The sequence below is a fragment of the Bradyrhizobium genomosp. III genome, from assembly GCF_000261705.1.
Lineage (GTDB): Bacteria > Pseudomonadota > Alphaproteobacteria > Rhizobiales > Xanthobacteraceae > Bradyrhizobium > Bradyrhizobium ottawaense.
On sequence record NZ_AJQF01000341.1, the window covers coordinates 1 to 13,114 of the forward strand.

The window sequence follows — 13,114 nt, forward strand, 5'->3', positions numbered from 1 at the left end:
TCTTGAGGCTGCGCCTGCGCGACCACGAGCGGCGGCGCACTTTGTGCTTGCGATGCGGAGCTTGCGAATTGCATCGCGGTCAGAGCCGTCGTCGCGAGCAGCACGAAACGAAGATTGGTCATGGTGGTGAACTTCCCCGGAAGGTTCTTTGACGAAGTGTTGGGATGAACAGCTACGCGTTAGGCCGGATTGTGGCGGGCGATGCGGTCGCGGCCCGATTTATTTCTGCACGGAAATCGCGTCACTCCGGCAACGTTCATTGCGCATTCAGACGCTGGTTGCAATTGCCCCACATGTGATCGGCCACTTCATGCGCGATCCCGCGGCGGAATTGCATCCGTCGCAGGATTCGGCGTCAGCGGCCCGTTCGGCCCGCGCGATGGAATCTCTTCAGGCATGCGGCCCGGCAATTCGTCAGGCCGCGGTGGCGAGCCGGGCTCGCGCACCGGCGGCGTGATTTCAGGCTGCGGATTGCCCGGCGGAATTCCGGGTGGCGGTTCGGCTGGAGTCCCCGGTGTTGCCGGCGGAATCTCGGGCGGTTCGATCGGCATCGGCATCATCGGGATCAGTTGTCCGGGGAAGGACAACGATGATGCCGCGCCGATGTTCCCTCATCGCGCCGCGCTGGATCTGCCTTATTCCGGCGCGTGGCAGACGGCCTCGATGTTGTGGCCATCAGGGTCGAGCACGAAGGCGCCGTAGTAATTCGCATGGTAATGCGGGCGGATGCCGGGCGGGCCGTTGTCGCGTCCGCCGGCCGCGATGGCCGCCTTGTAGAACGCGTCGACGGTGGCGCGGTCCCTGGCCGCGATCGCGACATGCACTGGCTTGTTCATGGCGCCTTCGCCGCCGATCCAGAAATCCGGCTTGCCGTTGGCGCCGAAGCCGGCGGCGGCAGCGTGGCCGGTCTGCTCCGCCGTGACCTCCATGATCAGGCCGTAGCCGAGCGGAGCCAGCGCCTTGGCGTAGAACGCCTTGGCGCGCTCATAGTCGGAAACGGAGAAACCCAGATGGTCGATCATCGTAACCTCCTTCGTCCTTGTCAGCGTGAGAGGAACGTATTGCTTCGCGTCTTGCGCATGATCGCAAATCCGCGCGCGACCATGTCGGCAATACAATCCTGCTGCCATTCGTTTTGTGACAGATGCTCGATGACGACCGCGCGCGGCCATAGCGAGGGCGGCGCATCGCGGAAGAAGCCGATCAGCACGCGGTCCTCAAAACCCTCGACGTCGATCTTCAGCGAATCAATTTGCGTGACGCCGGCCTCGTCGAGAATGCGTGTCAGCCGCAGCGACGGCACCTTGATCGCCTCGGCGCTCGCCGTGCCGGTGACGACGTGAGTGGCGCCAAGATTACCGCCGCCGCTCTCGATCATCAGCTCGCCGTCGCTGTCGCCGGCGGCAGCCTGCACCAGGCGCACTTGCGCCGTCTTCGACGCGCCGTGGTTGAACGAGAGCCGCGCGAACGTCATGGGATGCGGCTCGATCGCGACCACCTTGCCTGTGGTGCCGACCTGCCGCGCCATCACCAGCGCAAACGTGCCGACATTGGCGCCGACGTCGAGGAAGGTGCCGCCCGCCGGGGTATGCTGGCGCAGGAAGTCGAGCTCGTCGAGATTATAATCGGGATTGAACAGCGCGCCGCGCTCTGTCGCGCTGCCCTGGTGATAGAAGCGGAACGATGCGCCCTGATATTGCACGTCGACCGGGCCACCGCGCAGCAGGTTGACCAGCCGCGACATCCAGGGCCGGAACGCGCCGCGCTTCAGCCCCGACTGCTGTGCGAGGCGAATGATCGCAGCCTGCGCCGCATTGGGCGCAAACGCGCCGAACGGCGCGGACGAAGGGGCGTTGTCAGTCGTCAAGCAGGCGGTCCTCGTTGCAAGCGGCGCATGCATAGCCGGTTTTGCGTGGGACTCCAATCTTCACGAGAGGTCCGTAGCCCGGATGGAGCGCTGCGAAATCCGGGATTCTCACCGCGCTGATGGGCCTTCCCGGATTGCGCTGCGCTCCATCCGGGCTACGAGATCACGCAGCTTTCTTCGGTGCCTTGCGCTGCCGCAGAAATCGCCCGAGCAGCCTGCGCTTGCCCTTGCGTGGGATGAGGTCGATGTCGCTGACGAGCTTGGCGCCGCCCTTGCGGCGCTCCAGCACGATCTTGCGGCTGTGGAAGGCTTCCAGCTCGGCGCGATGCGCGACGCTGACGATGGTCGCCTTCGGCAGCGCGTCGGTGACCATCTTCATCATCCTGTCCTGGCTCTTCTCGTCGAGCGCCGAGGTCGCCTCGTCGAGCACGATGATGTCGGGCTTGTGCAGCAACAGCCGCGCAAAGGCGAGGCGCTGCTTCTCGCCGCCGGATAGCGTCTGGTCCCAGGGGCTTTCCTCCTCGATCTTTTCCTTGAGATGGTCGAGGCCGACCTTATGCAGGACGTCACCGATCTCCTCCAGGGTCCAGTCCTCGGCCGCACCGGGATAGGCGACCGCGCGGCGCAGTGATCCGGAGGGCACATAGGGCCGCTGCGGCAGCATGAACAGTCGGCGATCCCTGTGAAAATTGACGCTGCCGCCGCCCCAGGGCCACAGGCCTGCGATGGCGCGCACCAGCGTACTCTTGCCGGTCCCGGATTCGCCGGCGACCAGCAGCCGTTCGCCCGACTCGATCACCACCTCGGTCTCGCCGACCACGGCCGTGCCGTCGTCGAGCGAGACCGACAGATCCTTCATCTCCAGGATGGCGTCGTTGCTGGTCTCGCCGCGCTTGATGCGGCCAAAACCGTCGCCCTGCTCGGCGCGTTCGAGTCCGTCGAGCGACATCATCAGCGAGGCGATGCGGCGCGCGCAGGCGTTCCAGTCGGCAAGCCGCGGATAATTGTCGACCAGCCAGCCGAACGCGCTCTGCACGATGGTGAAGGCGGAGGCCGCCTGCATCACCTGTCCCAGCGTCATGCTGCCGTCGAGGAATTTTGGCGCGCAGAGCAAAAGCGGCACGACCGGCGCAACCAGGCTCGAGCCCTGCGACACCAACGTGGTGCGCATGTGCTGACCGGCGAGCCGCGCCCATTGCCGGAGCACGCCGGCGAAGTTGCGGTCGATGCCGTCGCGCTCTTCCTCCTCGCCGCCCAGCAGTGCGATGCTCTCGCCGTTCTCGCGCACGCGCGTCAGCGTGTAGCGGAAATCGGCTTCGGCCTGGTTCTTGTCCTCGGAGACCTGCACGAAGCGCCGGCCGATCACCAGGATGGAGCCCGAGGCGATCGCGGCATAGAGCATCGCGGCGATCACGAGGAAGCCGGGAATGGTGAGCGTCGAGCCGCCGAACGTGACGGTGAGCGCGCCGCCGATGGTCCAGAGCACGATGATGAAGGTCGCGGCCGACAGCAGCGCCGAGGTGACGCCGGCGAGGAAATCGACCGGCGAATCGGTCGCGATGCGCAGATCCTCGGCAATCCGGTATTCCGGATTCTCGTGGTCACCCTTGACGAGGTTGAGCTGGTAGTAGCGCCCGTTCGCGAGCCACCGCGTCAGCACGCTCGCCGTGAGCCAGGCCCGCCAACGCCGCTGGATGCCCATGCGCGCGAACACCTGGATGACGCCGAGCACGATGCTGCCGATCGCAAGCGGAAAGAACATTGCGGTGAGATGGAAGACGCTCGCCGCGTCGCGCTTCTCGATGGCGTTGAAGATCGCGCGATTCCAGACGTTGATGCCGTACTGGAAAGCGACGGCCAGGACGATCAGCAGGCCGAGGCCGATCGAGAACGGCCAAGCGAGGCGATCGCCGCCCTGTCCCCAGAAGCCGCGCGCGCTGATCCAGAACCGTGTCAGCAGATAATCCTTGCGGGCCTGCTCGACCTCTTCAGGTGACAGCTCCGGGTCAGGCTCGAGCAATTCCGGGGGAGGCGGTGCGACCTTGTCGCCGTTCTCGCCGGCGATGTCGACGATGGGGGGCTTCCTGTCCTGCTCGCGTTTTCCAGCCGGCTTTTGCATGATCGGATAACGCAAGCCAAATCAACCGGTTCCCCGAGGTTCCCGAGGCGCCTTTACTCGGCGGCGCCGTCGCGGACGCGCCGGATCCGGGCCGCCCGATGTAGAATTCGCGACAATTCCTCGATCGAGTACGGCTTTTGCACCAGATCGAAGCCGGCAGCGCCATCCTGCGCCAGCGCCTGGCTGTAGCCCGTGGTCAGCACGACCGGCACGCCGATGCCCCGTTGGCAGATGGCCTGCGCCAGATCGAGCCCGGTCATTCCCGGCATGACGACGTCCGAGAACACGACATCGAAACGATCCGCGTCCATGTCGAGCTCGGCGAGTGCATCGGTGGCGTTGTCGACCAGCGTGATGCTGTAGCCGAGCTCGGTGAGGCCGTCGGCGGCGAAATTGGCAAGCTCGATATTGTCCTCGACCAGCAGCACCGACATGCCGCTGCCGGCCACCGCCGGCGCCGTGTTCGGCGCCTGCCGCTGCGGCAGCAGGTCCGCCGGCACGCGCGGCAGGTAGAGCGAGAAGGTGCTGCCGTGACCGACCTCGCTCCTAACCGTCACCTCGCCCCCGGATTGCCGGGCAAAGCCGAACACCTGGGACAGGCCGAGGCCGGTGCCGTGGCCGACCTGCTTGGTGGTGAAGAACGGCTCGAAGATGCGTTCCAGCCGGGCGGCAGGAATGCCGACTCCGGTGTCGCTGACGGTCACGCTGATGAAGCCACGGTTTGCCAAGTTCTGGTTTGCCAAGCTCTGGCTTCCCAAGCTCTGGCTTCCCAAGCTCTGGCTTCCCAAGTTCTGGTTTACCAAGGTCTGGCTGCCCGGGGCATGGGCCAGCGTGTCCGGAACGGCCGCCGCGGCCTCGACCGTGAAAACGATCCTGCCCTTGCCCTGCATGGCATCGCGCGCGTTGGTCGCCATGTTGATCAGCGCCGTCTCGAACTGGCCGGCATCGGCGTGGACGAGGCAGGGCTCGGTGGGCAGGCGCATGGTGATCTCGATGGCCGGCCCCAGCAGCGGCGCCAGCATGTCGTGCAGCGCCTGCATCCGCTCGCCGACGTCGAACACTTCCGGCTTCAGGGTCTGACGCCGCGCAAAGGCGAGCAGCTGCGAGGTCAGCTTGGCCGCGCGCGCCACTGCGTCCGCAATGGCCGTGATGTAGCGCTGCCGCCGCTCCTCCGTCAGTTGCGGCCGGTTCAACAGGTCGACCGAGGCGCGGATCACCGTCAGCAGATTGTTGAAATCATGCGCGACGCCGCCGGTGAGCTGTCCGAGCGCCTCCAGGCGCTGGCTGTGCTTGAGTGCCTCCTCGGCCTCACGCCGCTTGGCGGCTTCGGCCTGAAGGTGCTGCGTGCGCCGCAATGCCAGCGCCAACAGCAGAAACAGAAGTGCGGTGGCGGGAATGCCGAACACCAGATGCTGGCCCATTGTGGCGAGCCAGCGCGCGCGGATCGCCGAGGTCTCGAGCCCGGCGCTGACATAGATCGGATATTCGGCGATGCGCCGGTAGCCAATGCGGCGCTCGATCCCGTCCGACGGCCAGGCGACCGTGATGAGGCCGTGCTCAGGGTGGGCCGCGATTTCCCGGCCGACCGGTCCGGTCGGATCCAGCCGAAGGTCGCGGTCGAGCCGCGGGAAATGCGCCAACAGCACGCCGTCCGTGCGTCCCATCGTGAAGAAGCTGCCGGCATCGGAACCGATCCGCGCATAAAAACTCTCGAAATATTCGGGCAGGACGGAGGCCTGGATCACGCCGATGAAGCTGCCGTCGTCGGAGTCGCGGCGGCGGCTCACCCCGAAGAAGCGCGCGCCCTGATAGGGCGGACGGGGCGTCAGGGCCGTGCCGATGAAGCTGCCGATGGTCTGGTCGACGTGAGCGTAGAAATAGTCGCGGTCTGCAAAGCGGAGCTCCGGCGGCGGCGAGGCGAGGCTGTTGACCAGCGCTTTGCCGTCCGCGTCGAAGATCCAGGCCGATTTGAGCTGCGGCAGTGAATCGGTCAGCCGCCTTAGGCGGCGGTGTAGCGCCGGCTCGCGCGCGCGGATGACGTCGTCGGGAAGGCCGCGCACGACCTCGTTGAGCTCGGCCAGGCTGCGATCGATGGTCTCGAACACCTTGAGCGCGTGCTCATGTACGACGTCGAGCGTGCGCTCGATCTCCCGGTCGGCAATGTCCCTGGTCGAGGTGTAGGAGATCGCGGAGGTGATGACGAACAGCGCAACCGGCAGCGCCAGGGATGCCGCCATCATCCACTGCAACAGCCTCAGCGAATTGCGTTGCGCCCTCTGCACAGTCGCTCCGTCCTTGACGGGAGCTTAACTGAATCTCGCGCGGGGAAGGAAGCAACTTGTGCCGGAACCGCTGGTTGTGCGCGTGGAACTTACGCGCACAACGGGTCGGAGAAAATTCTACTCGAATTGACCGCGATCTCGGAATGTCCCGGCCGGACTGGCCGGGACACGAAGCATGAACCGCGCCTTTAGATCTGGCGCTCGACCATCTTGAGCTTCAGCTCGGCGATGGCTTCGGCCGGGTTCAGTCCCTTCGGGCAGGCCTTGGCGCAATTCATGATGGTGTGGCAGCGGTAGAGGCGGAACGGATCCTCGAGATTGTCGAGCCGCTCGCCGGTCGCCTCGTCGCGCGAATCGGACACCCAGCGATTGGCCTGGAGCAGCGCGGCGGGACCGAGATAACGTTCGCTGTTCCACCAATAGCTCGGGCACGAGGTCGAGCAGCAGGCGCACAGGATGCACTCGTAGAGGCCGTCGAGCTTCTCGCGATCCTCGTGGGTCTGGCGCCATTCCTTCTGCGGCGTCGGCGAGGTGGTCTTCAGCCACGGCTCGACCGATGCGTACTGGGCGTAGAAGTTGGTGAGGTCGGGGACGAGGTCCTTCACCACCGGCTGGTGCGGCAGCGGATTTATCTTCACCGCGCCGTCCTTCACGTCGTGCATCGAGCGGGTGCAGGCCAGCGTGTTCTGGCCGTCGATGTTCATGGCGCAGGAGCCGCAGACGCCTTCGCGGCAGGAGCGGCGGAAGGTCAGCGACGGGTCGATGTGATTCTTGATCCAGATCAGGCCGTCCAGCACCATCGGACCGCAATCATTGGTGTCGACGTAATAGGTGTCGACGCTCGGATTCTTGCCGTCGTCCGGATTCCAGCGGTACACGCGAAACTCGCGGGTCTCGGTCGCGCCCGCGGGCTTCGGCCAGGTCTTGCCGCCGGAAATCTTGGAGTTCTTCGGAAGTGCGAATTCAACCATTGCTCTAACCTTTCGTCATTCCGGGGCGATGCGCAGCATCGAACCCGGAATCTCGAGATTCCGGGGCTGGTCCTTCGGACCATCCCGGAATGACGGCTAATGTTCGCTCAGTACACACGCGCTTTCGGCGGGATGTACTGCACGTCGTTGGTCATGGTGTAGTCGTGAACCGGGCGGTACTCGATCTTGACCTTGCCGGCATCGTCCAGCCAGGCCAGCGTGTGCTTCATCCAGTTCTTGTCGTCGCGCTCGGAGAAGTCCTCGCGCGCATGCGCGCCGCGGCTCTCGGTGCGATTGGCGGCCGAGTTCATCGTCACCACCGCCTGCGAGATCAGATTGTCGAATTCGAGCGTCTCGACGAGGTCCGAATTCCACACCAGCGAGCGGTCGGACACGGCGATGTCGGTGATGCCGCTATGGACTTTCTCGATCAAGTTCTGGCCCTCGCTCAGGACTTCGCCGGTGCGGAACACCGCGCAATTGCTCTGCATCACGTGCTGCATGCCTTCGCGCAGCTTTGCGGTCGGCGTGCCGCCGGAGGCGTAGCGGTAATGGTCGAGGCGGCCGAGCGCGAGCTCGGACGAGTTCGCCGGCAGCTCCGGCTGCTTGGCATTGGGCGTCAGCTTCTCGGCGAGGCGGAGCGCTGCGGCGCGGCCGAACACGACGAGGTCGATCAGCGAGTTGGAGCCGAGGCGGTTGGCGCCGTGCACGGAGACGCAGGCGGCCTCACCGATCGCCATCAGGCCGGGGATGATGGCGTTGTCGTCGCCGTCCTTCTTGGTCAGGACTTCGCCGTGATAGTTGGTGGGGATGCCGCCCATGTTGTAGTGCACCGTCGGCACGATCGGGATCGGCTCGCGCGTCACGTCGACATTGGCGAAGATCTTTGCGGATTCGGAGATGCCCGGCAGCCGCTCGGCCAGCACCGCGGGATCGAGATGGTCCAGATGCAGGAAGATGTGGTCCTTCTTCTTGCCGACGCCGCGGCCCTCGCGGATCTCGATGGTCATCGCGCGCGAGACGACGTCGCGCGAAGCGAGATCCTTGGCCGACGGCGCGTAGCGCTCCATGAAGCGCTCGCCCTCGGAGTTGACGAGATAGCCGCCTTCGCCGCGCGCGCCCTCGGTGACGAGACAGCCCGAGCCGTAGATGCCGGTCGGGTGGAACTGCACGAACTCCATGTCCTGCATCGGCAAGCCGGCGCGCAGCACCATGCCGCCGCCGTCACCGGTGCAGGTGTGGGCCGAGGTGCAGGAGGCATAGGCGCGGCCGTAGCCGCCGGTCGCGAGGATCACGGTCTGGGCGCGGAAGCGGTGCAGCGTGCCGTCGTCGAGCTTGAGCGCGATGACGCCGCGGCAGGTGCCCTGATCGTCCATGATCAGGTCGATGGCGAAGAACTCAATGAAGAACTCGGCCGCGTGGCGCAGCGACTGGCCGTACATCGTGTGCAGCATGGCGTGGCCGGTGCGGTCGGCGGCGGCGCAGGTGCGCTGCGCCTGGCCCTTGCCGTAGTCCATGGTCATGCCGCCGAACGGACGCTGGTAGATCTTGCCGTCCTCGGTGCGCGAGAACGGCACGCCCCAATGCTCGAGTTCGTAGACCGCCTCGGGCGCGTTGCGCACCATGTATTCGATCGCGTCCTGGTCGCCGAGCCAGTCCGACCCCTTCACGGTGTCGTACATGTGCCAGCGCCAGTCGTCCTTGTGCATGTTGCCGAGCGAGGCGGAGATGCCGCCCTGCGCCGCCACCGTGTGCGAACGGGTCGGAAATACCTTGGTGATGCAGGCCGTGCGGAGGCCGGCTTCGCTGCAGCCGACCACGGCGCGCAGGCCCGCGCCGCCGGCGCCGACCACGACGACGTCATAGGTGTGGTCTTCGATCGGATAGGCTTTGCCGTTGGTGGCGGGAGCGCCGTTGCCCGTGCCATTCGTTGTGGTGGCCGATGTTCCCGTAGCCATGGGTTACACTCCGGAGGACAGTTTCAGGATCGCGTAGGTCGAGGCGAGCGCCACGGCGACCGAGAAGAAATTGTTGAGCATGATCGAGACGAGCTTCAGCTTCTCGTTATGGACGTAGTCCTCGATCACCACCTGCATGCCGATCTTCATGTGCCAGGCGCTGGCGAAGATGAAGAGGAGCAGGATCACCGCGACGGGAATGGAGCTCAGGGTCTGCGCAGCGTAGACTTGGTTGCGGCCGAGCAGCATCACGATGATCACCAGCGCCGGGATCATCAGCAGCGTCATGGCGACGCCGGTGACGCGCTGTCGCCAGAAATCGGATGTGCCGGAATGCGCGGCACCGAGATTGCGGACGCGGCCGAGCGGGGTCCGCAGGCTGCGCTTCGGCGTATCGGATGCGCTCATCGTCCACCTCCGTTCGCATAGGCGATGATCCAGATCAGCACCGTCAGCGCGATGCCGCCGATCAGGGCACCCCAGGTCAGCGCTTCCCGCTCATTGGCCTTGAAGCCGTAGCCGAGGTCCCACACGAAATGCCGGATGCCGCTGAGCATATGGTGCATCAGCGCCCAAGTGTATCCGAACACGATCAGCCGCCCGATGATGCTGCCGGCGAAGGCCTGGACGTGCGCGTAAGCGGCCGGGCCGGAAGCCGCGGCAACCAGCCACCAGACCAGCAGCAGGGTTCCGAAATAGAGGGCAATCCCGGTGGCGCGATGGATGATGGACAGAGCCATCGTCAGCGTCCAGCGGTACACTTGCATGTGCGGCGAGAGGGGTCGTTCGATCCGTGCGGTCATGGGCTTTGATGTTTTATGGCGGCCCAGCAGGGGGCGCGCGGGGATCGGAAAGGTCGGCTCTATTTACGGAGTCGATTTGGCCTGTGCAATCTCCAAATTGCCATAAATCGAACGATGGTTCAGCTCTAGAGCCTTGATGAAGCAAGGCCAATCAGGGGCTTGGTATACCAGAGCATCGGTCCGCCAACCAAACTGAGAACTCAAATTCATTGCTTCGTAGCCTGCGCGAGGCGCATTGAAATCGCTATTGGAACGCCTCTAACCCAACGTCCGCTGCTCTCCGCTCGCACCAATCGGTCGGTGTCGGCCGTAGCCGCCTCCCCAGGGCCCAGGGCGACTCGGCTGGCCGCACGCTGGCCCGGCTTCGCTGAAAACCGTGGATATGCGCAGCCCGCATTCCACCCCAGCCGGGACGTCCGGTGCGTCGACCGGGCAACCCGGATCGCCTAAAGCTGGGACCGCAGCCGTCTCCGACCGACGTCCGAAGAGGTTGCGACCAGTCGCCGGGGCAGGTCAGGGGTGATTGCAGGTCTTGATATCAAGGACATCGTCGAGCTCGCACTGTTGCTGATCGCAACCGGGGCGCTTTCGGGATTTTTGGCCGGCGTGTTCGGTATCGGCGGCGGCGCGATTCTCGTGCCAGTGTTCTACGAATGCTTCCGTATCGCCGGCGTGCCGCTGGAGGTGCGCATGCCGCTCTGCATCGGCACCTCGCTCGCGGTGATCATCCCGACCTCGATCCGTTCGTTCCAGGCGCATTACAAGCGCGGCGCCGTCGACATGGCTATCCTCAGGGTCTGGTGGCTGCCGATCGTGGTCGGCGTCGTCGCCGGCAGCGTCATCGCGCGCTATGCGCCGGAGCGGCTGTTCAAGATCGTGTTCGTCTGCGTCGCCTATTCCGCGGCGGCGCGCCTCATCTTCGCGCGCGAAGGCTGGAAGTTGGGCGACGATCTGCCGAAGGGCCCGCTGATGCGCGCCTACGGCTTCTGCGTCGGCATTCTCTCGACCCTGATGGGCATCGGCGGCGGCCTGTTCTCGAACCTGCTGATGACGTTCTACGGCCGTCCCATCCATCAGGCGGTCGCGACGTCATCCGCACTCGCGGTGCTGATCTCGATCCCCGGCGCGCTCGGCTACATTTATGCGGGCTGGCCGGCGGCGGCGAACTATCCGGCCGTCGCAGCGCTGCAGATCCCGTTCGCGCTCGGTTACGTCTCGCTGATCGGAGCCGTGCTCGTGATGCCGATGAGCCTCGTCACCGCGCCGCTCGGCGTGAGAGCTGCACATGCGATGTCGAAGCGGACGCTGGAAGTGGCGTTCGGGTGTTATCTGTTGATCGTCGGCAGCCGGTTTGTGCTGAGCCTGGTGGGCGGGCTGTAGTCGCCGCGTCCACCGTCATTCGAGCGCAGCGTCGTAGGGTGGGTTAGCGAAGCGTAACCCACCGCTTCTGCCGCCGCGGAACGCAAAGAGGTGGGTTACGCCTTCGGCTAACCCACCCTACGGCTTCATCCGCAAGGACGGCGAACGCCAGCCCTATTTCTTCGCGTAGATATCCTTGTACGTATCCCGCAAGACGTTCTTCTGCACCTTGCCCATGGTGTTGCGCGGCAGCTCGTCGACCACGAAGACGCGCTTGGGCATCTTGAACTTTGCGATCCGTCCGTCCAGCGCGTTCAGCACGGCGGCTTCAGTGACGTCGGCGCCCTTGTTGCAGACCAGCACCGCCGTGACGCCCTCGCCGAAATCGGCATGCGGCACGCCGATCACGGCGGATTCGATCACGCCGGGCATGGCGTCGATCTCGCTCTCGATCTCTTTCGGATAGACGTTGAAGCCGCCGGAGATCACGAGATCCTTGCCGCGGCCGAGGATGTGGACGTAGCCCTTGCCGTCGATCTTGCCGAGGTCGCCGGTGATGAAGAAGCCGTCGTCGCGGAATTCGGACTTGGTCTTCTCCGGCATGCGCCAATAGCCCTTGAAGACGTTCGGTCCCTTGACCTCGATCATGCCGATCTCCTCGCGCGGCAGCTCCTTGCCCGTCTCGGGTTCGGTGACGCGCACGGAGACGCCGGGGAGAGGGAAGCCGACCGCGCCGGGCACGCGCTCGCCGTCATAGGGGTTCGACGTGTTCATGTTGGTCTCGGTCATGCCGTAGCGCTCGAGCACGGCGTGCCCCGTGCGCGCCGACCATTCGCGATGGGTCTCCGCCAGCAGCGGCGCCGAGCCCGAGATGAACAGCCGCATGTGCTTCGTGGTGTCGCGCGACAGCGCAGAATTCTGCAGGAGGCGCGTGTAGAAAGTCGGCACGCCCATCAATACTGTGGCGCGCGCCATCAGCTTGATCATCAAATCCGGATCGAGCTTCGGCAGGAAGATCATCGACGCCCGGGCGAACAGTGTCACGTTGGTCGCCACGAACAGGCCGTGCGTATGATAGATCGGCAGCGCGTGGATCAGCACGTCCTTGTCGGTGAAGCGCCAGTAGCCGACGAGCGAGAGCGAGTTCGACGCCAGATTATCATGCGTCAGCATCGCGCCCTTGGAGCGGCCCGTGGTGCCCGAGGTGTAGAGGATGGCGGCGAGATCGTCGTTCGCCCGCGCGACAGTCGTGAATTCGCTGCTCGCCTTGTCGGCGGCCTCGGTCAGCGAGCCCTTGCCGTCAGCTCCGAGCGTCTCGACCCCGGCCTCCACCTTGGCGGCGATCGGGGCGAGGCCTTCGGCCTTGGAGGGATCGCAGACCACCAGCGACGGCTCGGCATCGCCGATGAAGTAGTCGAGCTCGTTCAGCGTATAGGCGGTGTTGAGCGGAAGATAGACCGCGCCGGCCCGTACCGTGCCGAGATACAGCACGATATTGGCGACGGATTTCTCGACCTGCACCGCGACGCGGTCGCCCGGCTTCACGCCGCGCGCGACCAGCACATTCGCCATCTGCCCCGCCCGCGCGATCAGCTCGCCATAGCTGATATGGCCGCCGTCATGCGTCTCGATCGCGAGGCGCTTCGGATCGTCCAGGCCGTCGAACAGGCGGGAGAACAGGTTGGCGTTGGCAGCTGGGTTCATGCAACATTCCTCGCCGGCGAAGGCCGGTCAAACCGAGGGCTGGATTAGCAA

General features: G+C 65.2%; 11 protein-coding genes. 1 reads left to right on the forward strand and 10 read right to left on the reverse strand.

Annotated elements, in window-relative coordinates; genetic code table 11:
• Positions 1 to 308: 308 nt before the first annotated feature.
• The 9 genes from IC66_RS48465 to sdhC form a co-directional block, all read right to left on the reverse strand.
• Entirely contained in the window at positions 309 to 551 is a 243-nt protein-coding gene (locus tag IC66_RS48465) for a hypothetical protein (RefSeq protein WP_026202099.1), read from the reverse strand.
• An 84-nt stretch (positions 552 to 635) separates the two neighbouring features.
• Positions 636 to 1,022: a VOC family protein gene (locus IC66_RS0127520; protein WP_018318935.1), complete on the reverse strand. Its 387-nt coding sequence runs from the start codon at positions 1,020 to 1,022 to the stop codon at positions 636 to 638.
• A gap of 20 nt (positions 1,023 to 1,042) precedes the next feature.
• Positions 1,043 to 1,867 carry an FkbM family methyltransferase gene (locus IC66_RS0127525; RefSeq protein WP_028139277.1) on the reverse strand — a complete coding sequence of 275 codons (825 nt, stop codon included), beginning with the start codon at positions 1,865 to 1,867 and terminating at the stop codon, positions 1,043 to 1,045.
• A 163-nt stretch (positions 1,868 to 2,030) separates the two neighbouring features.
• Positions 2,031 to 3,986 (reverse strand): ABC transporter ATP-binding protein/permease, encoded by a 1,956-nt coding sequence (locus tag IC66_RS0127530; protein ID WP_038949830.1) that lies wholly within the window; start codon positions 3,984 to 3,986, stop codon positions 2,031 to 2,033.
• A 53-nt stretch (positions 3,987 to 4,039) separates the two neighbouring features.
• Positions 4,040 to 6,268, reverse strand: a complete 2,229-nt coding sequence (locus IC66_RS0127535) for a hybrid sensor histidine kinase/response regulator (protein ID WP_038949831.1) — start codon at positions 6,266 to 6,268, stop codon at positions 4,040 to 4,042.
• A gap of 188 nt (positions 6,269 to 6,456) precedes the next feature.
• Positions 6,457 to 7,239, reverse strand: coding sequence for a succinate dehydrogenase iron-sulfur subunit (locus IC66_RS0127540; protein WP_028139274.1), 783 nt, complete (start codon positions 7,237 to 7,239; stop codon positions 6,457 to 6,459).
• Positions 7,240 to 7,346: 107 nt separating this feature from the next.
• On the reverse strand, positions 7,347 to 9,197 hold the full coding sequence (gene sdhA / locus IC66_RS0127545; protein ID WP_028139273.1) for a succinate dehydrogenase flavoprotein subunit: 1,851 nt from the start codon (positions 9,195 to 9,197) through the stop codon (positions 7,347 to 7,349).
• Between the two features lie 3 nt (positions 9,198 to 9,200).
• Positions 9,201 to 9,605, reverse strand: a complete 405-nt coding sequence (gene sdhD, locus IC66_RS0127550) for a succinate dehydrogenase, hydrophobic membrane anchor protein (protein WP_028139272.1) — start codon at positions 9,603 to 9,605, stop codon at positions 9,201 to 9,203.
• On the reverse strand, positions 9,602 to 10,000 hold the full coding sequence (gene sdhC, locus IC66_RS0127555) for a succinate dehydrogenase, cytochrome b556 subunit (RefSeq protein WP_018318928.1): 399 nt from the start codon (positions 9,998 to 10,000) through the stop codon (positions 9,602 to 9,604). The genes sdhD and sdhC overlap by 4 nt, the downstream gene beginning before the upstream one ends.
• 519 nt (positions 10,001 to 10,519) lie before the next feature.
• Between sdhC and IC66_RS0127560 the strand changes: the two genes are divergently transcribed.
• A complete protein-coding gene (locus IC66_RS0127560) occupies positions 10,520 to 11,380 on the forward strand; it encodes a sulfite exporter TauE/SafE family protein (RefSeq protein WP_028139271.1) in 861 nt (286 codons plus the stop codon).
• Between the two features lie 153 nt (positions 11,381 to 11,533).
• Here the strand turns inward: IC66_RS0127560 and IC66_RS0127565 are convergent, their stop codons facing one another.
• Positions 11,534 to 13,063 carry a malonate--CoA ligase gene (locus tag IC66_RS0127565; protein ID WP_028139270.1) on the reverse strand — a complete coding sequence of 510 codons (1,530 nt, stop codon included), beginning with the start codon at positions 13,061 to 13,063 and terminating at the stop codon, positions 11,534 to 11,536.
• Positions 13,064 to 13,114 lie beyond the last annotated feature (51 nt).